This window comes from Streptomyces sp. NPDC058646, from assembly GCF_042716875.1.
In the GTDB taxonomy this organism is placed as follows: Bacteria; Actinomycetota; Actinomycetes; order Streptomycetales; family Streptomycetaceae; genus Streptomyces.
Window position 1 is genome coordinate 144,029 of the sequence record NZ_JBHXRK010000002.1, and the last position, 19,659, is coordinate 163,687.

14 protein-coding genes and 5 pseudogenes are annotated in these 19,659 nt (G+C 73.2%); 9 read left to right on the top strand and 10 right to left on the bottom strand.

Translation table 11 applies throughout. The annotated features are described in order from the left end of the window. Nucleotides 1-4 precede the first annotated feature (4 nt). Complete coding sequence (locus tag ACFWUZ_RS04160) at nucleotides 5-1,489, bottom strand: aldehyde dehydrogenase family protein (protein WP_384366715.1); 1,485 nt, start codon at nucleotides 1,487-1,489, stop codon at nucleotides 5-7. Between the two features lie 203 nt (nucleotides 1,490-1,692). Between ACFWUZ_RS04160 and ACFWUZ_RS04165 the strand changes: the two genes are divergently transcribed. After that, the gene (locus ACFWUZ_RS04165; protein WP_384366718.1) at nucleotides 1,693-2,430 is read left to right on the top strand and encodes an IclR family transcriptional regulator; all 738 of its coding nucleotides are present in this window, start codon (nucleotides 1,693-1,695) and stop codon (nucleotides 2,428-2,430) included. Between the two features lie 75 nt (nucleotides 2,431-2,505). Continuing rightward, nucleotides 2,506-2,832, top strand: coding sequence for a putative quinol monooxygenase (locus ACFWUZ_RS04170; protein WP_384366721.1), 327 nt, complete (start codon nucleotides 2,506-2,508; stop codon nucleotides 2,830-2,832). Nucleotides 2,833-2,878: 46 nt separating this feature from the next. Here ACFWUZ_RS04170 and ACFWUZ_RS04175 read toward each other — a convergent pair. The 5 genes and pseudogenes from ACFWUZ_RS04175 to ACFWUZ_RS04195 form a co-directional block, all read right to left on the bottom strand. Continuing rightward, nucleotides 2,879-4,013: pseudogene (locus ACFWUZ_RS04175) on the bottom strand (AMP-binding protein). A 152-nt stretch (nucleotides 4,014-4,165) separates the two neighbouring features. After that, nucleotides 4,166-4,918: a class I SAM-dependent methyltransferase gene (locus ACFWUZ_RS04180; protein ID WP_384366723.1), complete on the bottom strand. Its 753-nt coding sequence runs from the start codon at nucleotides 4,916-4,918 to the stop codon at nucleotides 4,166-4,168. Nucleotides 4,919-4,926: 8 nt separating this feature from the next. Continuing rightward, entirely contained in the window at nucleotides 4,927-6,129 is a 1,203-nt protein-coding gene (locus ACFWUZ_RS04185; RefSeq protein WP_384366726.1) for an aminotransferase class V-fold PLP-dependent enzyme, read from the bottom strand. A gap of 1 nt (nucleotide 6,130) precedes the next feature. Continuing rightward, nucleotides 6,131-6,589 (bottom strand): annotated as a pseudogene (locus ACFWUZ_RS04190) (rhodanese-like domain-containing protein); the annotation flags it as partial. 7 nt (nucleotides 6,590-6,596) lie between these two features. Then, nucleotides 6,597-7,994 (bottom strand): annotated as a pseudogene (locus ACFWUZ_RS04195) (Y4yA family PLP-dependent enzyme); the annotation flags it as partial. 213 nt (nucleotides 7,995-8,207) lie between these two features. Here ACFWUZ_RS04195 and rpmB point away from each other — a divergent pair. Both rpmB and ACFWUZ_RS04205 read left to right on the top strand, forming a co-directional pair. Further along, a pseudogene (rpmB, locus tag ACFWUZ_RS04200) lies at nucleotides 8,208-8,399 on the top strand (50S ribosomal protein L28); the annotation flags it as partial. A 10-nt stretch (nucleotides 8,400-8,409) separates the two neighbouring features. Further along, nucleotides 8,410-8,541, top strand: a pseudogene (locus ACFWUZ_RS04205) (30S ribosomal protein S14); the annotation flags it as partial. A 128-nt stretch (nucleotides 8,542-8,669) separates the two neighbouring features. Here ACFWUZ_RS04205 and ACFWUZ_RS04210 read toward each other — a convergent pair. Continuing rightward, entirely contained in the window at nucleotides 8,670-9,929 is a 1,260-nt protein-coding gene (locus ACFWUZ_RS04210; protein WP_384366729.1) for a serine hydrolase domain-containing protein, read from the bottom strand. A 253-nt stretch (nucleotides 9,930-10,182) separates the two neighbouring features. After that, nucleotides 10,183-12,660, bottom strand: coding sequence for a SpoIIE family protein phosphatase (locus ACFWUZ_RS04215; protein WP_384367261.1), 2,478 nt, complete (start codon nucleotides 12,658-12,660; stop codon nucleotides 10,183-10,185). 142 nt (nucleotides 12,661-12,802) lie between these two features. On the opposite strand from ACFWUZ_RS04215, the gene ACFWUZ_RS04220 reads away from it, so the two are divergent. Then, the gene (locus ACFWUZ_RS04220) at nucleotides 12,803-13,234 is read left to right on the top strand and encodes a VOC family protein (RefSeq protein WP_384366732.1); all 432 of its coding nucleotides are present in this window, start codon (nucleotides 12,803-12,805) and stop codon (nucleotides 13,232-13,234) included. Nucleotides 13,235-13,255: 21 nt separating this feature from the next. On the opposite strand, the gene ACFWUZ_RS04225 is transcribed toward ACFWUZ_RS04220, so the two are convergent. Together ACFWUZ_RS04225 and ACFWUZ_RS04230 are read right to left on the bottom strand one after the other, a co-directional pair. Continuing rightward, nucleotides 13,256-13,690, bottom strand: a complete 435-nt coding sequence (locus tag ACFWUZ_RS04225) for a CBS domain-containing protein (RefSeq protein ID WP_384366735.1) — start codon at nucleotides 13,688-13,690, stop codon at nucleotides 13,256-13,258. A 111-nt stretch (nucleotides 13,691-13,801) separates the two neighbouring features. Beyond that, the gene (locus ACFWUZ_RS04230; RefSeq protein ID WP_384366738.1) at nucleotides 13,802-14,161 is read right to left on the bottom strand and encodes an HGxxPAAW family protein; all 360 of its coding nucleotides are present in this window, start codon (nucleotides 14,159-14,161) and stop codon (nucleotides 13,802-13,804) included. Between the two features lie 117 nt (nucleotides 14,162-14,278). Between ACFWUZ_RS04230 and ACFWUZ_RS04235 the strand changes: the two genes are divergently transcribed. The 4 genes from ACFWUZ_RS04235 (at nucleotide 14,279) to ACFWUZ_RS04250 (ending at nucleotide 19,645) form a co-directional block, all read left to right on the top strand. Then, on the top strand, nucleotides 14,279-14,746 hold the full coding sequence (locus ACFWUZ_RS04235) for a MarR family winged helix-turn-helix transcriptional regulator (protein WP_384366741.1): 468 nt from the start codon (nucleotides 14,279-14,281) through the stop codon (nucleotides 14,744-14,746). A 177-nt stretch (nucleotides 14,747-14,923) separates the two neighbouring features. Continuing rightward, nucleotides 14,924-15,964 (top strand): SMP-30/gluconolactonase/LRE family protein, encoded by a 1,041-nt coding sequence (locus ACFWUZ_RS04240; RefSeq protein ID WP_384366744.1) that lies wholly within the window; start codon nucleotides 14,924-14,926, stop codon nucleotides 15,962-15,964. Between the two features lie 118 nt (nucleotides 15,965-16,082). Further along, complete coding sequence (locus tag ACFWUZ_RS04245) at nucleotides 16,083-17,528, top strand: glyceraldehyde-3-phosphate dehydrogenase (protein ID WP_384366747.1); 1,446 nt, start codon at nucleotides 16,083-16,085, stop codon at nucleotides 17,526-17,528. Nucleotides 17,529-17,758: 230 nt separating this feature from the next. Next, nucleotides 17,759-19,645: a VanW family protein gene (locus ACFWUZ_RS04250; RefSeq protein ID WP_384366750.1), complete on the top strand. Its 1,887-nt coding sequence runs from the start codon at nucleotides 17,759-17,761 to the stop codon at nucleotides 19,643-19,645. The last annotated feature ends 14 nt before the right edge of the window (nucleotides 19,646-19,659 follow it).

The following is a 19,659-nucleotide window of genomic DNA, read 5'->3' on the forward strand; positions in this document are numbered from 1 at the left end:
CCTTTCAGCCCGCAAACCAGCGCACGGGGCGCGGAGCGAGGTTCTGGTAGACGTGCTTCGTCTCGCGGTACTCGGCGAGGCCCGCCGGGCCGAGCTCGCGCCCGATGCCGGACTTGCCGAAGCCGCCCCACTCGGCCTGCGGCAGGTAGGGGTGGAAGTCGTTGATCCAGACGGTGCCGTGGCGGAGCCGGCCCGCCACCCGCGCGGCGCGGCCCTGGTCCGCCGTCCACACGCCGCCGGCCAGCCCGTACTCGGTGTCGTTGGCCAGCGCGACGGCCTCGGCCTCGGTACGGAAGGTCTCGACGGTCAGGACCGGCCCGAAGACCTCCTCCCGGACCACCCGCATCCCGCGGTGGCAGCGGTCGAGGACGGTCGGGCGGTAGAAGTAGCCCGGGACCTCCGGGCGCTCCCCGCCGGCGCGCAGGACGGCGCCCTCCTCCAGCGCGGAGGCGACGTAGGCCTGGGTCCGCGCGAGCTGGGCGGTCGAGACCAGCGGGCCGCACTCCACGCCCGGGTCGGTGCCCCGGCCGATGCGGATCCGTTCCGCGCGGCGGGCGAGCTCGGTGACGAAGCGTTCGCTCAGCGATTCCTCGATGATCAGCCGTGAACCGGCCGAGCAGACCTGGCCGCTGTGCAGGAAGGCCGCGTTGAGCGCCTGGTCGACGGCGGTGTCGAAGCCCTCCTCGGTGGCGCACGCGTCGGCGAAGACGACGTTGGGGTTCTTCCCGCCCAGCTCCAGGGCCACCTTCTTGACCGTGTCGGCGGCCGCCCGCATGACGCGCGTCCCGCTGGAGAGGCCGCCGGTGAAGGAGACCAGGTCGACGCCGGGGTGCTCGGCGAGGCGGGCACCGACCGGATCGCCGGGACCGGTCACCAGATTGGCGACCCCGGCCGGCAGGCCCGCCTCCACCAGCAGTCCGATCAGGGCCACCGTGGTCAGGGGGGTGATCTCGCTGGGCTTGATCACGAAGGTGTTGCCCGCCGCCAGGGCCGGAGCGATCTTCCAGCTGGCCTGGAGCAGCGGGTAGTTCCACGGCGTGATCAGGGCGCACACCCCGACCGGCTCGTGGACGACCACGCTGCGGATCTCGGGGGAACCGGCGTCGACGACGCGTCCGGCACCCTCGGCGACGACGAGGTCGGCGAAGTAGCGGAAGGCGTCGCTGACGCAGTCCACGTCGATGCGGCCCTCTTCGAGGGTCTTGCCCGCGTCCTGGCTCTCCAGCAGAGCGATGCGCTCGCGGTCGCGCTGCAGCAGGTCGGCCGTCCGGCGCAGCAGGGCGGCGCGCTCGGCGACCGGGGTGCCGGGCCACTCGCCCGCGTCGAAGGCGGCCCGTGCGGCGCCGACGGCCGCGTCGGCGTCCGCCGCACCGCCTTCGGCGACGACGGCCAGCGGCCGGGTGTCCGCGGGGTCCAGGACCTCCCTGACCGCCCCCGAGGCGGAGGACCGCCACGTTCCGGCGATGTGAATGGTCTTCTCTTCCGACACGACGCGCTGTACCTCCGGTTCCGGCACCGCGGTGGACCCGCGGTGGTCTCGCAAGCCCCGCGCGTGCCCCGTGCCCCCGTCGTCATGTCCCATCCCTCACTCGAAGTGACAGGAGTCACCCTCCGCCGGGCCGTTTCGAGCGGCTCCGCAGCGCCCCGTAGGCTCGGGTCCCGTCCTGCCGTCCCACCCCGGGGAAAACCGCCATGCCGCAGACCGGTCCGCAGTCCGTCGACCGCGCGCTGGCGATCCTCGACGCCGTGGCCGAGGCGGCGGACCCGCTCAGCGCGAAGGCGCTGGCGCGGCTGACGGGCTGCTCGCTGTCCACCGCGTACCACCTGCTGGGCCCGCTCACGGAACGCGGCTACCTCCTGCGCACGGCGCGCGGCTACGTGCCGGGGCCCCGCATACCCCGGCTGCACCGGGGCTACCTGCGCCACCTCGAGCCGGCCGGCCCCATGACCGACCTGCTGGCCCGGCTGCGCCGGGCCACCGGCGCCGAGGCGTACTACACGGCCTACCGGGGCGGCCTCATCACGGTCGTCGACACGACGGCTCCGGTCACGGACGCCACCCACCCCTTCGGGCCCGGCCGCGAGACCCGGGCACACGCGACCGCGCACGGCAAGGCGCTGCTCGCCGAGCTGCCCCGGCCGGTCCGGCGGCGCTACCTCGCCGAGCACGGCATGGCCCGCCTGACCCGGGCGACCATCGTCGGCGCCGGGGCCATGGAGGCGGAGCTGGCCCGGGTGCGCGGGCAGGGCTACGCGCTCTCCGTCGGGGAGGCCGACCCCGCGTACACCTGCCTGGCTGTGGCCCTGCCCGGGCCGCGCGAGGGGGACGCCGTGCACGCCCTGTCGGTGTCACTGCCGACCGAGGAGTTCCGCCGCCGCCCGGGGGAGATCCGTACCGCGCTGGCGCGGGCCGCGGCGCCGCGGCCGTGACGGCGGATTCCGGCCCTGCCGGAATCCGGACTGACCCGGGGTGCGCCGGCCGTCCCCGCCTGCCAGGCTGGAGCCATGATTTTCATAGCCGTCAGGTTCGACGTCCGCCCGGAGCACAGCGACAACTGGCTCGCGCTCGTCGACGACTTCACCCGGGCCACCCGCGACGAGCCGGGGAACCTGTTCTACGACTGGTCGCGCAGCGTCGACGACCCGAACAAGTACACCCTCCTGGAGGCCTTCACCGATGCCGCGGCGGGCGCCGCCCACGTCGGGTCGGCGCACTTCAAGGCCGGAATGGAAGCGATGGCGGGCGCCATCGCCACCACCCCGGAGATCATCAACGTCGAGGTCCCCGGCCAGGGCTGGAACGCCATGGCGGAACTGTCGCCCCGCCCCTGACCGCCGTCCCCGTCCGGGCGGGCGCCGCGTGCACCGCCCGGGTCGGTCACCGGGCCGGCAGGCCGAGCAGGCGGGCGGCCCTCTCCCGCATCTCCACCTTGCGGATCTTGCCCGTCACCGTCATGGGGAACTCCTCCACGACGTGGACGTAGCGCGGGATCTTGAAGTGGGCCGGCCGTCCGTCGCAGTAGGCGCGGACGGCGGCCGCCGTCAGCGGCTCGGCGCCCTCGCGCATCCGGACCCACGCCATCAGCTCCTCCCCGTACTTCGGGTCCGGGACGCCGATGACCTGCACGTCCAGCACGTCGGGGTGCGTGTGGAGGAACTCCTCGATCTCCCGCGGGTAGAGGTTCTCGCCGCCGCGGATCACCATGTCCTTAGCCGAGCATGACCGAATAACCGCGCGTGCACAGCTCGCCCGGTTCCCCCGGGGCACCGTCCGTCCCGTCTGCGGATCGACCACCTTCATCTCCAGGTGCGGACCGACCCGGCCCACCGTCGAGACCCGGCGCTCGACCGGGTCGTCCGCTCGGGTCTGCGTCGACACCGGTGAGGTCTCCGTCATGCCGTAGCAGATGGACACCTCGGTCATCCCCATGCGGTCGGTGACCTGCTTCATCACCTCGACCGGACAGGGGGAGCCCGCCATTATGCCCGTCCGCAGGCTGGACAGGTCGTAGCCGTCGAAGCCGGGCTCGGCCAGCTCCGAAGCAGTGGTAGAACGGCACCGGCAGGCAGACCCGGTCGCGCTCGGTGTAGTGGCACAACTCGCCGACGGAATACCCGTTGTTGAGGATGCTGTGCTGGGAGAGGGTGGCGCTCTTGGGGAAGCCGGTGGTCCCCGAGGCTCCCCGCAGTCCGGGCGCACCTCCTCGATCACCGCCGCGTGGTCGGAGCCCTTGAAGCTCTCCGCCGCGACCAGCAGACGGGTCCCTGACTGCCGGAGCAGGTAGGCGAGTTCGTGCGAGCGGTAGGCGGGGTTCACGGTGACGAGCACAGCCCCGATCCTTGCGGTGGCGTACTGCACGAGCGTCCACTCGGCGCGGTTGGGCGCCCAGATGCCGACGCGGTCGCCCTTGGCGATGCCGAGGTCCAGCAGTCCGAGGGCGTCGACGTCGGCGGCCAGCTCCGCGGACGGTGCGGTCCGAGTTCTCTCCGATGGTGTCGCCCAGCAGCGGCACTTCGCAGACCCCGGACGCATAGCTCGACGCGGCGGACACGCGTATCTCCTGGACTCGGTGACGGGGCGCGGGACCACGGCTCCCGTGGCACCGCAGGTCCGTACCGAGGGTTACCCCGCGCGGTGCCCGCCAACCGGCGCGGGCGCCGCGGTTCAGCGGACGGCGACCACGACGTGGCTGTGGCCGAACTGCCAGACGGTTCCGGCCTGCCCGAAACCGGCCTCGCGCAGCAGGGCGAGATGACCCGCCAGGGTCAGGTCGTTGCCCTCGCACTCCGGATGCCGGTGCGGTGCGCACCGCGCGAGGCGGGGCGCCAGTTCCGGGTCCGCGGCCGCCTCCGCCCACCAGGACTCCCAGTCCTCGGCGGTGTCCAGGTGGTGCTGCGAGCGGCGGAGCCCGATGTGCTGCGCGAGCCGGGAGACGGCCGTCGCGTCCGGGCTGATGTGGTCGCCGTTGACGAGGACGCCGCCGGGGCGCAGCCGCGCCGCCAGCTCGCCGTACACCCGGCGCAGGGTGCCTTCGCCCAGGTAGTGCAGGGCGGTCGCCGACACGGCCGCGTCCACCGGGCGGTCCAGGGCGAGCGCGTCGAGCCAGCCGGGCTCGCCGATCAGCGCCTGCGCGTAGCGCAGGTCCGGCCCGTAGTAGGAGCGGCCGAGGTCCAGCAGGAGGGGATCGGCGTCCACGGCCACCACCTCGGCCCCGGGGAGCCGGGCCGCCAGCCGGGAGGCGAGCGCCCCCGGACCGCTGCCCAGGTCGAGCACCAGCGGCGCCGGCCGGCCGAGCGTCACCTCCTCGACGACGTCGGCCATGACCGTGAATCTCTCCTCCCGGTCCACCGCGTACCGCTGCTGCTGGCTCTCCCAGCGCTCCACCCACCGTGCCGCCGTCGCCGTACTCACTCCCATAATGGAAATCATTGCAGACTGGCGAGCGTGCTGAGCAACTCCTCCATCTCCTGCGGTGTGTTGTGCACGTGCAGGCTCACCCGCACCGACCCCTCCTTCTCCGGCACGCCGGCCTGGCAGTGTCCGTCGGAGCGCACCATGAAGCCGTGGCTGAAGAGGATGAACCCGAGGTCCTGGGCTTCGATCCCGCGATGACGGAACGTCACGATGCTGCGCCGCCGCTGCACCGGAGATCCGGCCGCCAGGTTCGAGCGGCAGCCGAGGACCTCGTACGCCGGCATCTGCGCGAGTCCGTCGGTCAGCAGTGACGTCAGGGCCACCGTCCAGCGCTCGATGCGGCCGGTCCCCGCCCCGTCGAGCCAGTCGAGGGCGGCCGCCAGCGAGACGATGCCGACCGTGTTCGGCGTACCGCTCCAGCCGCCCGGCCGGAACGCCGGCCCCCGCTGCCCGCGGGACCAGACGGCACCGGTACCCGGCAGGGCCATGGTCTTGTGGCCGGAGAACACCACGAAGTCCACGTCGAGGTCGGCCACCGACACCGGCAGGTGGCCCACGCTCTGCGCGGCGTCCAGGCAGACGGGTACGTCCGGCCCGACCGCCCGGCGGACGCGGTGCACGTTCATGTCGACCCCGTGCACGTGGTGCACGTGGGTGGCCGGGACGAAACGGGTGCGCGGCCCGGTGATCGCTTCGAGCTCCCGCGGGTCGTAGTCCCCGGTACCCGCCTGGCGCGGCAGCTCCCGGACCCTGATGCGGACGCCCTGGCGGGCCAGCAGGTCCCGCGCCTCCAGCCACGGCGACAGGTTCGCCTGGTGGTCGGAGAACGGGACGACGATCTCGTCCCCGTCCTCCAGCAGGCCGGGCAGCCAGTCCCGGGCCAGGGTGCGCAGCCCGTCCGAAACCCCGCTGGTGAAGTGCACCCCGGACCGGTCCGGCCGCGGATCGCCGAGGAACTCCTTGACCCGCCCGCGGGCGCCCTCCCCCAGAGCCGTCGTGGTGTTGGCCCAGGGGTACGAGCCCCGGCCCGCGTTGGCGTTCGAGCGGGTCAGGTAGTCCTGCACGGCGTCCAGGACGGGCTGCGGCTTCTGCGCGGTGGCCGCACTGTCCAGGTAGACCAGACCGGGATGGCCGACCACGATCGGGAACTGGGCCCGCAGGCCGCGCTGCCAGGACGCCAGTTCCCGGATGTCCTGCGCGGGGTCCGCCGCCATGTCAGTCACGCACCAGCGGCGCGCCGGCGTCCCGCCAGGCGACGATGCCGCCGGCGAGACTGCGCACGTCGGGGTGGCCCATCCGCGTCAGCAGGGCCGCGTACCGGGCGGACTTCTCCCCGACCGGGCAGGCCAGCAGCACCGGCTGCCGCTTGCTGAAGGGCAGGCCGCCCCGGACGAGTTCGTCGAACAGCTCGTCCACGATGTTCACGGAGCCGTCGATGTGCAGCGCGGCGTACGCGAAGGGGCCGCGCAGGTCGACGACCAGCGGCCGGCCGGCATCCAGCCACTTCTGCGCGTCGCCGACCTCGATGACGGGAGCCGACCGGACCTCGGCCTCCGTCAGCGTGGCCACCGAGTTGCGCACGGCGGGCCTCCCGAGCAGCTCCGGGCGGCGCCGGCGCACGTAGCCGAGATAGCTCTCCACCCGGTCGCAGACGATGAAGACGGCCGTCCGGCGGCCGGGCCTCGTCCACCGCGACCTTGCGTGCCGTGGGCTGCTGCTGGGCGCCGGTGGCGGTGAAGTCCATGCAGTAGCCGGCCGTGTTGGCGAAGGCGAGGAGGTCCCCCGGCCGCGGCAGCGCGGGCAGGAAGACCATCCGCCGGGTGATCAGGTCCGCTTCCAGGCAGAGGTTGCCCAGGAGGTGGACCCCGACCGGCCCGGTGGCGTCGGGCGGGCTGCCGTCGCGGCGCAGGAGGACGGGGTCCACGAGGACGCCGTGGTCCTCCAGGCCCACGTCCCCCGCGTTCAGGGCGAGCCGCACGAGATGGCCGTCGCCGCCGTTTTCGGGGGGCCGCACCTCCAGCACCCGGCCGAGCGTGACCCCGCACTGGTCGGTCAGCGCCCGGCCGGGTTCCGCGTACAGATCGCACAGGCTCTCCAGGAGCAGCGTGCCCAGCGGGCGTCCGAGCGTGGGCGCGGGGAGGCGGAGCAGCTCGTCGAGATAGGCGGCCCCGGTGACCGGGCGGTGCGCCGGATACAGCCCCAGGGCCCCCTTGAGGGTGCCGTGCTCCGCGCGCAGGCCGTACCCGTGGCCGCCCCAGGTGAGCGGTGGCCGCCGGCCCATCACGGCACGGGTCAGCTCCGTGGTGTAGCGCTCCCACTGGGCGGCGTGGGCCAGGTAGCTGACGCCGAAGCCGCCGCCGACGTCGATCACGTACGGCTGGAAGCCCCGCAGCCGCAGCTCCTCGGTGGCCCGCAGGCAGCCTTCGAGCGCCGTGGCCTTCTCGTCCGGGCTCGTCGGGTCGAGGTGATAGCCGACCCCGATCGGCTCCAGCGCGTCCCGGTGCCGTTCGAGTACGCCGAGCAGACCGTCCAGGGCCTTCACGGAGGTACCGAAGCGGCTGCGGCGCGACAGCACCCTGGCTCCGGAGACCTCGAACCCGGACAGGCGCAGCAGGACGCGCAGCCGCGGCAGCCCGTACGCGCCGACGAGGGCGGCAGCGGCCGCGAGTTCCCCGGCACCGTGGGCGTTGACGGTCGCCCCGCAGCGCGCGGCGAGCCAGAGGAACTCGGGGTCCTTGGGCCCGGTCACCATGATCCGGTCACCGGTGAACCCCGACGCGAGCGCGTGCTGCAACTCGCCGAGCGAAGCGGCGTCGAGCGCGGCGCCGGTGGTGGAGAGCCGCCGGACCAGGGCGCTGGAGCGGTTGGCCTTGTGCGCGTAGTAGACCCGGCCGCCGAGGCGGTGCCGGCTCAGGACGGAGTGGAATTCCGCCACGTTCTGCGCGAACTGCTGCGGCAGGACAAGGTTCAGGGGCGATCCGAGCCCGTCCACGAGGTCGTGCGCGAAGCCTGCCGCGTCCAGCAGGGACGCCAGACGCGGGGCCAGCCGCGGTTCCAGGTACAGAGGTGCGTCGCTCATCCCAGCTGTTCCTCCCCGACGAGGAATACGTACCGGTTTCGGCAAACGGCCGTACGACCGTAACCCTCGCCGGGCGCTTTGCACCCGGCCCGGCGGCGGAGGGACCGCAAGACGCTGCTGGACGGCTGGATCAGGACGGTCGGCGCGCGCCGGAAGCGGCCGCGGCTGCGGACGGCGGCGCAGCTGAGACTCTGCGTGAGGCAGGCAGCACCCATGGCCGCCCACTGCCGGCTGACGGGCGCCCGGCCGGGCTTCGGCAACTCCGTCTCCCACTCGCACCGGCGCACCTCCCGCCGTTTCGACCCCGACATCCAGCACAAGCGGTACTGGCTGCTCGGCGAGGGCCGCTTCGTGCGGCTGACCCTGAGCGCACGGGCGGTCAGGACCGTCGACGTGATCGGCGTCGGGAGCGGCCGTGGCCCGCAACCGGGACGCCGTCGACGGACGCCCCCGCGGGTACCTCCGCCGGTTCGGGCTCTCGCGCGTCCGGATGCGCGAACAGGCCCATGCCGGGTTCCTCCCCGGGGGCACCAAGTCCTCCTGGTGACACCCGCGTCCGGTCCTCCGCCGGGAACGCGGAGAGCCCACACCCCCCGGGGGGTGTGGGCTCCCGTGTACGGTTCCTCCCGCCCCGGCCCGGAGGTCACCGGGTCGCGCGGGGAAGTTCCGTTCGTGTCAGCGCGCGTGGCGCTCGGGCAGGTCCACCTCGGCCGGCGCCGGCTCCGGGGCCGTCACCGCGAAGCCGCGGGCGGTGGCCTTGGCGGGCTGCTTTCCGCAGAACGCCGCCTCGAGGGTTCCGCCGAGGGCCGTGTTCGCGGTACCCCTGTTCGAGGTGTTCGCCATGGCGGCGAGGCTGCGGCGGCCGTCCCGGGTGGCGAACGCGTAGGTGTAGAAGCCCTGGACCGTGCCCGTGTGCCCGTAGACCGACGTACCGCAGGACAGGTCGTAGCGGCGCAGGCCGAGCCCGTAGAACCGGGTGTTCGTGGCGTCCGTCGGGGTCATGGTGATCATGGCGTCCAGCATCGGCGCGGACAGCAGCCGGCCCCCGAGCAGCGCGGACATGAAGGTGTTGAGGTCGGCCGGGCTGGAGATGACCGCACCCGCGGACTGGGCCCAGGACACCGTCTGCTCGGTGGAGTCGACCAGGGGGGCGCCCGCCTCGTCCGGGTGGAGGTAACCGCGGGCGTGCAGACCCTTGACCGCCGTGCTGGGGTGGACGTACGAGGTGTTGCGCAGCCCCAGGCGCTTGATGATGCGGCGGTCGTACTCCTTGGCCACCTTGTTGCCGGTGGCCTTCTCGATGAGCATGCCGACGACCACGAAGTTGGTGTTCGAGTACTTGTACGCCGCGCCGGGCTCGGTCGTGCGCGGTTCGGCCAGCGACAGGGCGACCAGCTCCTCGTAGCTGAACACCTTGTTCCGTACGGCCTCGAAACCGGGCACGGTCTGCGCGAACATGGCGTTCGTGTAGTCCGCGAGCCCGCTCCGGTGGTTCAGCAGGTGCCGCACCGTGATCCGGTCGTCGGGCAGCAGGCCGGGCAGGTAGTGGTTGACGGAGGTGTCCAGGTCGATCTTCTTCTCGGCCACCAGCTGGAGCAGGACGACGGAGGAGAAGGTCTTGCTGACGCTGCCGATCCGGAAGCGGGCCTTGGTGTCCATGGCCGCGTTCGTGGTCCTGTCGCGGACGCCCGTGGTCCTGGTGACGACACCGCCGGGGCCGGTCAGACGCACCATGGCGCCGGGCGCACCGGCATCGGTCGTGTTCCGCAGGGCCTGGGCCAGGGCCTCGAGGTCGGCGGCCGGTACGGCGGGCTGCGCGGCCTCGGCGGGACGGGCTGGCGCGGCGTGCGCGGCGGTCACCGGTGCCATGGTGGCCACCAGCGCCAGCAGGGTGGTGGCGCTGAGGGCCAGACGTCGGTTGACGGGCAGAAGCATGCTGTTCCCCTGGTCGGTCCGCGTCCGCGGGGGCGGCCCCTGCGGACGCGACGGTGCGTGAGCTCAGTCGGTCGCACTGAGGGGCACGAGCTTACGGAAGATCTTCAGCCGGCCCTGCCACGGGTCCGCAAGGCCGGGCGGCCGGGCCAGGGGTGACGGTGTGCCAGTCGTGCGCGCCGGCGTACGGGGGCCGGGCCGCGCACGACCGAGGGGAGGGCCGCGGCGGCGGCCGCCCCGGGGCGGAGCAGACTGCTCAGGAGGTGTGCGGGACGGCGGACGGGCCGCTCGGGAAGGGCTGTTCGGCCCAGATGGTCTTGCCGCGGGGGTGGTAGCGGGTGCCCCAGAGCTGGGCCAGCTGCGCGACCATGAACAGTCCGCGGCCGCCCTCGTCCGTCTCCAGGGCCCGCCGGACGTGCGGGGAGGTGCTGCTGCCGTCGGAGACCTCGCAGATCAGCGCGCGGTCGCGGATCAGCCGCAGCCGGACCGGCGGGCTGCCGTAGCGGACGGCGTTGGTGACGAGCTCGCTCACCACCAGTTCCGTGGTGAACTCCAGCTCCTGCAGACCCCATTCGGCCAGCTTCTCCGTGGCGAGCACACGGGCCCGGCCCACCACCTCGGGCGCCGAGGGCAGCTCCCAGGTGACGTGGCGGTCGGGGGCCAGTCCGCGCACCCGCGCCATCAGGAGCGCGGCGTCGTCGTGCGCGCGGGTCGGCAGCAGACGCCCCATCACCTCGTCGCAGACGGCGTCCAGGCTGCCGCCGGGCCGCAGGCCGCTCAGCGCGGTCCGCAGCCTGTCGAGCCCGGTGTCGACCGTCTGCTCCTGCGCGCGCACCAGACCGTCGGTGTACAGGACGAGCAGTTCCCCGTCGGCCAGCGCCAGTTCGCCGTGCTCGAAGGGGAGCCCGCCCCGTCCCAGGGCGGAGCCCGCGGGGAGGCCGAGGACGTCGACCCGTCCGTCCGCCGACACGCGCGCCGGTGCCGGATGCCCCGCGCGGGCCAGGACGCAGACCCGGGTGACCGGATCGAACACCGCGTACACGCAGGTCGTCCCGGCCGCCCCGGCCGCATGCCCCTGGCCGTGCTCGTCCTGGAGCCGGCCCACCAGGTCGTTCAGCCGGCCCAGCAGCTCCTCGGGCGCCAGATCGAGGTCCGCGAGCGTCCGTACGGCCGTGCGCAGCCGCCCCATGGTGACCACCGAGTGCAGGCCGTGCCCCGCCACGTCCCCCACCACCATCGCGACCCGCGCGCCCGACAGCGGGATGACGTCGAACCAGGCACCGCCCAGCACGGTGTGCCCGCTGGCGGGCAGGTACCGGCCCACGGACTCCACCGCGTCGAGTTCCGGCAGCCGCTGCGGCAGCAGGCTGCGCTGCAGGGCCAGGGCCGTCGTGCGCTCCCGGGTGTAGCGGCTCGCGTTGTCGATGCACACGGCGGCGCGTCCCACGATCTCCTCGGCCAGCAGCACGTCGTCGGCCTCGAAGGGGTGCGCGCGCTCGGAGCGCACGAAGACCGCGGTGCCCAGCGCCGCACCGCGCGCGAACAGGGGGACCAGCAGCCAGGAGTGGACCCCGTACTCGCGCACCAGGGCGGCCCGGCCGGGGTCCGCCGCAGCGAATTCGGGGGTCAGCTCCGCGCCCGTCATCAGCGCGGGCTCGCCGCTCGCCAGCGCGAGCGCGAAGGGCGAACCGGGCTCCGAGGCGAAGCGGTCGACCTCGCCCATGGGCACCATCGCCTCGCTCCGCGCCCCCTGCGCCACCGAACTCGCCGCGCGGCGCTGCGGCACGGTGCCGGGGACCGGACCGTGGGCCGGCTCCTCACCGCCGAAGACCGGGTCCAGCAGGTTGACGTACGCGTGGTCGGCGAAGCGCGGGACGGCCACGTCGACCAGCTCCTGCGCGGTGCGCAGGACGTCGAGCGCCGTGCCGATGCGCGCGCTAGCGTCGTTCACCAGGGCCAGCCGCTCCTCGGCCCGGTCCCGTTCCGTCGCGTCGACGACCGCGTGCGCCAGCGCGATCACCTCCCCGGAGCGGCTGCGCAGCGGCAGGATCGACTCGGACCAGACGTGTTCGCGGTCCGGGTCGGCGGGTGTGCGCCCGCGGACCTCGGTGGCGATCAGGGCTTCACCGGTCTCCAGGACGTGCCGCTGCCGGGCTTCGAAGGCCTCCAGGTCCAGCAGCCCGGGCGGCGCCACCTCGGCCATCGTGCGGCCCGTGCACTGCCTGTCCCCGAAGGTCCCGGTGCGGCCCTGTGCGTCGTTCTGGGCCAGGAAGCGCAGCTCCGTGTCGAAGACGTCGATGACGACCGGGGATTCGGTGAACAGGCCCCGCAGGAGGGCCTCTCCGAGTTCGTGCCGGTGCGCGGCGGCGGAGTCCCTCAGGCGGACCAGCCACTGCCGGTCGCCGCCCGTCGACGCGATCGGGCGCACCTGGAGGGTCACCCCCACCGGCTGTCCGCTGCTGTGCCGCAGGACCGCGCGCCCCAGATCGACCACGGTGCCGGCCGCGCACCGCCCCATCAGCGCGGCGGCGTCCGAGCGGGTGTACAGCAGTTCGGCCCCCTGCCGCCCCCGGACCTCCTCCGCGGTGCGGCCGAGGAGGCTCTCGGCGCCGGGGCTCAGGCCGATCACGACGCCGTGCACGTCCAGCAGGGCGTACGCCTCGTAGGTCTCTTCGCCCGGTTCCCCGGCGGAGCCGGAGCCGTCGGAGGCGCCGCGGAACAGGCCGTCGTGCATCACACCGCCCCACTTCCGGGTGCGAGGCCGTCAGATCCGCCTCGCGGGGCCGCTGTCCTGCTGTCATTGTCTCTTTGATCCCCTTCTGGTGCAGCCGGTGGGTCCGGTGCGGCCAGAGCCCGACGTGCGTGAGGAGCCCCCCGTGAACTGGACGCTCGAAGTCATCCCCGTCCCCGTCACCGACATGGACCGGGCGAAGGAGTTCTACGCCGGCAAGGCCGGGTTCAGGGTCGACCTCGACGACGAGGTGGCCCCCGGCATGCGCATCATCCAGCTGACCCCGGAGGGCTCGCGGTGCTCGATCGCGATGCTCCAGGGGATGCCCGCGGCGCCCGGAATGCAGCAGATGGCCCCCGGCACGCTGCAGGGCCTGCAGCTCTGCGTCACGGACATCGAGGCGGCCCGGGCGGAGCTGCTGGGCCGGGGCGTGGAGGTCTCCGTGATCCGGCACGTCGGGGACGACGGCTGGGAGGAGGGCAAGGGGGGCACCTGGAACTCGTTCATGTCCTTCCAGGACCCGGACGGCAACGGCTGGGTGGTCCAGGAGGCACCCTCGGAGCTCTCGGAACGCTGAGCCGCTGCCTCCGTTCCGGGGTCAGTTGGCGGCGTAGACGCGGACGGCGAACTCGGCGATGTCCTCGTCGGAGAGGTTCTTCGCCAGGTTGGCTTCGGTGATCATGCCGACCAGGCGGTGGCCGCCGGCCACGTCGATGACGGGAAGCCGCTTGATCTGGTGGACCTCCATGGTGTCCACCGCTTCCTGCGCGTTGCTCTCGGCGTCGATCCAGTGCAGGGTGCCGCTCAGTTCCCCGGCGCGCATCCGGGCCGGGTCCTTGCCCTCGGCGCAGCACTTGAGCACGATGTCCCGGTCGGTGATGAGGCCCTGGAGGCGCTGGTCGCTGCCGCAGATCGGCAGACAGCCGACGTTCAGGTCGCGCATCATGCGCGCCGCCTCCACCAGGGACTGTTCCTCCCGGATGCACTGCACGCCCTCGGTCATGATGTCCCGGGCCCGCAGGGTGCTGTTCATGGTTCCTCCTCGGCTCGCTCGTCCCGTCCCGTACAGCTCGTGCTGTCGGGGAGTCCCTCCCCTACGAGGACAGCACGGATGGCGCAGCGCGGCGCGCCGAGCCCCGCTACGTCAGGGTGCGAGGTCGGCCGCCACGGGGGAGAGGGTGACGGCGTGGACGGCGCGCGCCGGAGCGGGGCGCCGTCCGGCCAGCCGGCAGCCGAGGCACTGCGCGTGCCCCTGGCGCGCGGAGTCGTCCCGTACCCGCATGCCCCACTGGTCGACGGGCCGCAGGCCCGGCGGCTTGCCCCAGCCGGCGAGGTGCAGGGCCCAGGTGACCAGCAGCGCCGCCGCCGTGATCGCGAGGCCCAGCCAGATGCCCGGGGCCCAGCCGATGACGCCCAGGGCGGTGACCGAGGTGCCGGCCGTGGCGACGGCGGTCCCGGTCCATCCGGCGACGGTGTGGCCCTCGTCGTAAGGGTGTGCGCTCATCTGCTTGCCTCCTGCGTGAGCCGGTGTCGCGCCGCGGTGGAATGGGCATGCGGACGGCGGCCGACCTATGATGTCTTAGTCGCTAAGCAATTTATCTCATGAGGTGAGGGAATTTCAATGGAGGTCACACCCGGCGCCACCGCCGCGGACGCGATCGCGGCGATGGACGGCCTCATCGCGACGAGCATCGTCGGCCAGCAGGAGTTCGCCCGGAAGCTCGGCGTGAGCGTGACGGACCTCGTGTGCTTCGCGTACGTCCTGGAGGCGGGGGACTCACCGGTCACCGCCGGCGATCTGGCCGCGCGCGCCCACGTCACCACCGGGGCGGTCACCGGCATCCTCAACCGGCTGGAGCGGGGAGGCTTCGTGGTCCGGCAGCCGGACCCGGCCGACGGGCGCCGGGTGCGGGTCGTCGCGGTCCCGGCCGCCGCCGAGCGCGTGACGGAGATCTACGGGCCGTACTACGTGCGCCTCGCAGGCCTCTTCGCGCAGTACACGCCGGAGCAGACCGCCGTCCTCACCGACTGGTTCACACGCGCCGGGGCCCTGGCGCGCGCCTACCTCGACGAGTCCTGGGAGAGCTGAGCCGGCCCGGCACCGGCCCGCCACCCCCTCGGGCCGACGCACCGGGATGCGGCCAACTTCCCGCCGTTTCCGGCCGCAACGCCGCGCCGGGCGGGCCCGGCCCTATCGTGGACCGCTTCGACGGGCGCCGGTCCGTCGGCGTCGCGCCGTGACGGCGGCGGCCACGGAGGAGGACCGATGGGGCCGGCCACGATGTTCCGAGCCGCGCGCAGGCAGCGCCGCGGCGACCGCAGGGCCTCGGTGCCGGCGGTCGCGGCAGCCGTGGCGGCGGCCCTGGCGGTGCTCGCGCCCGCCCCGGCCCACGCGGCCCCGATGTGTGCGGGCGCCGGGTCGGCGCCGCCGCCCGTCCAGGTGGCGCACCTGCCCGACTGGGTCGAGTCCATCGCGGTCGACCGGCGCGGCCGGATGTTCGCCACCGCGTACTTCAGCGGCCGGGTCCACCGCATCGACGCACCCGGCAGCGCCCCCGTCGCCCTCACCGGGGACATCGGGGCCAACGGGGGGATCGTCGTCCGCCCCGACGGCGGGCTCCTCGTCGGCACCGGCAACGACCTCGTGCACTCGCTCACCGGCGACGTCCTTCCCGTGTCGCAGCTCCTGGCGGTGGACCCGGACTCCGGCGAGGTCACCCCGTACGCCTCCGGCCTCGGCGGCGTCGCCCTCGCACCCGACGGCACGGTGTACACCACGACCCTGGGCGGGCGGCGGGGCATCGGACGCGTCACGCCCGACGGGCGGGTCGATCCCGTCTGGGCCGAGGTGGCGCAGCCCAACGGGATCGCCGTCTCCCCGGACGGGTCCGAGGTCGATCCCGTCTGGGCCGAGGTGGCGCAGCCCAACGGGATCGCCGTCTCCCCGGACGGGTCCGAGGTCTACGTCGTGCAGACCACCGTCGCCCCCGGGCTGTACCGGATCCCCGCGGCCGACCCCGGACACCCGCGGCGGTGGCTCTCCGCCGGACCCTCCGACGCCCTCGCCCTTCCCGACGGACTCACCCTCGACAGCGCGGGGCGCCCGCTGATCGCCACCCACGCCTCGGGGCAGATCTGGCGGGCCGAGGACGGAGGCCTGTGCGCCCTGGAGTCGGGGATGCGGCTGTCCACGCAGCTCGTGTACGGGCAGGGCGACCGGGGGTTCTCGGCCGGCAGGCTCTACCGGGCCGGCGTCGACGGGCGGATCCACGAGGTGCCCGCCGGTGCCGAGGCGGGCGCCCGCTGAGCCCCCAGGAACAAGGTGGGGTGAATCACACCAACCGTGACCCTGGGCGACACCACTTGAATGATCAAAGTATCGGGGGGTTAGCATGTGAGCGCCGCCTAGCTCGAAAGATAAACCTGTGACTGTCAATGACGACTCGTTCACCAACTGGAAGAACCGCGAGGAGATCGCGGAGTCGATGATCCCGATCATCGGGAAGCTGCACCGGGAGCGGGACGTCACGGTCGTCCTGCACAGCCGCTCCCTGGTGAACAAGTCCGTGGTGAGCATTCTCAAGACCCACCGATTCGCCCGCCAGATCGACGGCGAGGAGCTCTCGGTCACCGAGACCCTGCCGTTCCTGCAGGCCCTCACCACGCTCGACCTCGGCCCCTCCCAGATCGACATCGGCATGCTCGCCGCGACGTACAAGACCGACGACCGCGGTCTGTCGGTGGAGGCGTTCACCGCCGAGGCCGTCGCCGGCGCCACCGGTGCCGACAAGATCGGGCGCCGCGAGCCGCGCGACGTCGTCCTCTACGGCTTCGGCCGCATCGGCCGCCTCGTCGCCCGCCTGCTCATCGAGAAGGCCGGCTCCGGCAACGGCCTGCGCCTGCGCGCCATCGTCGTCCGCGGAGGCGGCGCCCAGGACCTCGTCAAGCGTGCCTCGCTGCTGCGCCGCGACTCCATCCACGGCCAGTTCCAGGGCACCATCACCGTGGACGAGGCGACGAGCACGATCATCGCCAACGGCAACGAGATCAAGGTGATCTACGCCGGCGATCCGTCCGAGGTCGACTACACCGCGTACGGCATCAAGGACGCCATCCTCATCGACAACACGGGCAAGTGGCGCGACCGCGCGGGTCTCTCCAAGCACCTGCGCCCGGGTATCGACAAGGTCGTCCTCACCGCGCCCGGCAAGGGTGACGTCCCGAACATCGTGCACGGCGTCAACCACGACACGATCAAGCCGGACGAGCGGATCCTGTCCTGCGCCTCCTGCACCACGAACGCGATCGTCCCGCCGCTCAAGGCGATGGACGACGAGTACGGCGTGCTGCGCGGTCACGTGGAGACCGTCCACTCGTTCACCAACGACCAGAACCTCCTGGACAACTACCACAGCTCGGACCGCCGCGGCCGTTCGGCGCCGCTGAACATGGTCATCACCGAGACCGGCGCCGCCTCCGCGGTCGCCAAGGCGCTGCCCGAGCTGAAGGCGCGGATCACCGGCAGCTCGATCCGCGTCCCCGTGCCCAACGTCTCGATCGCGATCCTGAACCTGCGGCTCGCGCGGGAGGCCAACCGCGAGGAAGTCGTCGACTACCTCCGCAACGTGTCGCTGTCCTCGCCGCTCAAGCGCCAGATCGACTTCATCAGCGCCCCCGACGCGGTCTCCAGCGACTTCATCGGCTCGCGCCACTCGTCGATCATCGACGCGGGCGCGCTGAAGGTCGAGGGCGACGACGCGATCCTCTACCTCTGGTACGACAACGAGTTCGGCTACTCGTGCCAGGTGATCCGCGTCGTGCAGCAGGTCTCCGGCGTCGAGTACCCGACCTACCCGGTTCCGGCGGTCTGACCTCCGCGGATCCCACCGGTCCGGCATACCGACCGGAGCGCCCGGCCTGAACACCCGTTCAGGCCGGGCGCTCTGTTGTGGGCCCGGCCGGTTCCGTCTGCGTGAGAACCATTACATTCGCCCCCAAATGGTCCGTTTCAGGGAGATCATGGCGGTCCGGAACGTCATCGAGGGGCCGCCGCCGCGGCCCGCGCCGCCCGCCGTACGACCGGCCGGCGGCAGGGAGAGACATGGGACGCGTGCGCAGCTGGACGGGTGACTGGCGGACGGCACTGCCCGTGGCGGGCGGCGCCGCCGTGCTCGGGCTGGGCGGTCTCTACGTCACCGGGCTCGTCACGGGCGGGGACATCTACCCCGGCACCCGGGTCCGGGGCGTCGACATCGGCGGGATGAGCCGGGCGCAGGCCCGGCAGGTGCTGGACCGGGAGCTGGGGCCCACCGCCGCGGCGCCGGTCGCGATGCGGATCGGCGACCGGGTGGAGGAAGCCGATCCCGCAGTGCTCGGGCTCGCCCTCGACACCGCCGCCACCGTCGAACGCGCCGTCCGCACCGGGTACGGCCCCCTCACCGTCATCGGCGGCCTCTTCGCCGAGGGACACCGCGACGTGCAGCCCGTGACCCGCATGGACGAGCCGACCGCCCGGGCGGCCGTCGACCGGATCGGCGCGAGCACCCGCCAGCAGGTCCGCGACGGCTCCGTCACCTTCGACAAGGGCACGGTGAAGTCAGTCGCCCCGCTCCCCGGCATCGCCCTGCGGACGGACCCGGCCCTCGACACCCTCCGCGAGGCCTACCTCCAGCCGGACACCGCCCCCGTGGTGATGCCGGTCGAGCGTACGCAGCCCCGCATCGGAGCCGAGGAGACCGGACGGGCCCTGCGGCAGTTCGCGCAGCCCGCGATGTCCGGCCCCGTCACGCTCACCGTCGCCGGCCGGCGCATACCCATAGGCCCCGCCGTGCTCGGCGGGCACCTGGAGATGAAGCCCGACACCCAGGGCCGCCTGGTGCCCGCCCTGGACTCCAAGGGCCTGCTCGCCGACCCCGCCGTGGCCCGGCCGGTCGAAGCGGTCACCCGGGATCCGCGCGACGCCGCCCTCCGCCTCGACGCGGACGGCCGCGTGGTGGTCGGGGACCACGGCAGCACGGGCCGCCAGGTCACCGAGGCGGCGCTCGGCCGGGCCGTGATGCCCCTGCTGACCCGCACCGGTGCCGCGCGCAGCGCCGAGGTCGCGACCGTGGAGGTCCAGCCCGACCTCACGAGCGCCGAGGCGCAGCGCCTGGGCATCAAGGAGAAGGTCTCCTCCTTCACGGTCGACTTCCCGGCCGCCCCGTACCGCACGACCAACATCGGCCGCGCCGTGGAACTCATCAACGGCTCGGTGGTCCTTCCGGGCCAGGAGTGGAGCTTCAACCGGACCGTCGGCGAGCGCACCCCGGAGAACGGCTTCGTCGACGGCATCATGATCAACGACGGCCAGTACGTGAAATCACCCGGCGGCGGTGTCTCGGCCGTCGCGACCACCATGTACAACGCCGCCTTCTTCGCGGGCGTCAAGACCGTCGAGCACGGCGCCCACTCCTTCTACATCGAGCGCTACCCCGAGGGCCGCGAGGCCACCGTCGCGTGGGGCCTCCTCGACCTCCGCTGGATCAACGACACCGGCCACGCCCTCTACGTGAGGGCCGAATCCACCGAGACCTCGCTGACCATCACCCTCCTCGGTACGAAGAAGTACGACGAGATCCGCGCGACCCAGGGGCCGCGCACCCACGTGACGCCGCCCGGCAAGCGGACGGGCAGCGGACCCACCTGCGAGGTCCAGACTCCCCTCGAGGGCTTCGACGTGGCCGTCGGCCGTGTCTTCGTCCAGGGCGGCAAGGAGGTCAAGCGCGAGGAGTACACGACCCGCTACACCCCGCGCGACGAGGTCACCTGCGCCCCGGAGACCACCGAGGGCCCGCAGGCGCCCATAGACCCGAAGGCCCCTGCAGCCCCGCAGGCCCCCGTGGACCGCAAGGCTCCCGAGACCTCGCCGTCCCCCCGGACATCTATGTCCGCGCGGGCGACCCCGCTCCCGGCCGCACCGGCCGCCGCCACCGTCCCCACCCAGCGCTAGCGCGCCAGGACCGG

Coding starts and splice junctions, on each gene's coding strand:
- ACFWUZ_RS04185 (WP_384366726.1), bottom strand. CDS start 6,129: ATGGCGGCGGACCCCGCGCAGGACATCCGGGAACTGGCGTCCTGGCAG.
- ACFWUZ_RS04250 (WP_384366750.1), top strand. CDS start 17,759: ATGGGACGCGTGCGCAGCTGGACGGGTGACTGGCGGACGGCACTGCCC.
- ACFWUZ_RS04170 (WP_384366721.1), top strand. CDS start 2,506: ATGATTTTCATAGCCGTCAGGTTCGACGTCCGCCCGGAGCACAGCGAC.
- ACFWUZ_RS04230 (WP_384366738.1), bottom strand. CDS start 14,161: ATGAGCGCACACCCTTACGACGAGGGCCACACCGTCGCCGGATGGACC.
- ACFWUZ_RS04240 (WP_384366744.1), top strand. CDS start 14,924: ATGGGGCCGGCCACGATGTTCCGAGCCGCGCGCAGGCAGCGCCGCGGC.
- ACFWUZ_RS04180 (WP_384366723.1), bottom strand. CDS start 4,918: ATGGGAGTGAGTACGGCGACGGCGGCACGGTGGGTGGAGCGCTGGGAG.
- ACFWUZ_RS04215 (WP_384367261.1), bottom strand. CDS start 12,660: ATGCACGACGGCCTGTTCCGCGGCGCCTCCGACGGCTCCGGCTCCGCC.
- ACFWUZ_RS04210 (WP_384366729.1), bottom strand. CDS start 9,929: ATGCTTCTGCCCGTCAACCGACGTCTGGCCCTCAGCGCCACCACCCTG.
- ACFWUZ_RS04165 (WP_384366718.1), top strand. CDS start 1,693: ATGCCGCAGACCGGTCCGCAGTCCGTCGACCGCGCGCTGGCGATCCTC.
- ACFWUZ_RS04225 (WP_384366735.1), bottom strand. CDS start 13,690: ATGAACAGCACCCTGCGGGCCCGGGACATCATGACCGAGGGCGTGCAG.
- ACFWUZ_RS04235 (WP_384366741.1), top strand. CDS start 14,279: ATGGAGGTCACACCCGGCGCCACCGCCGCGGACGCGATCGCGGCGATG.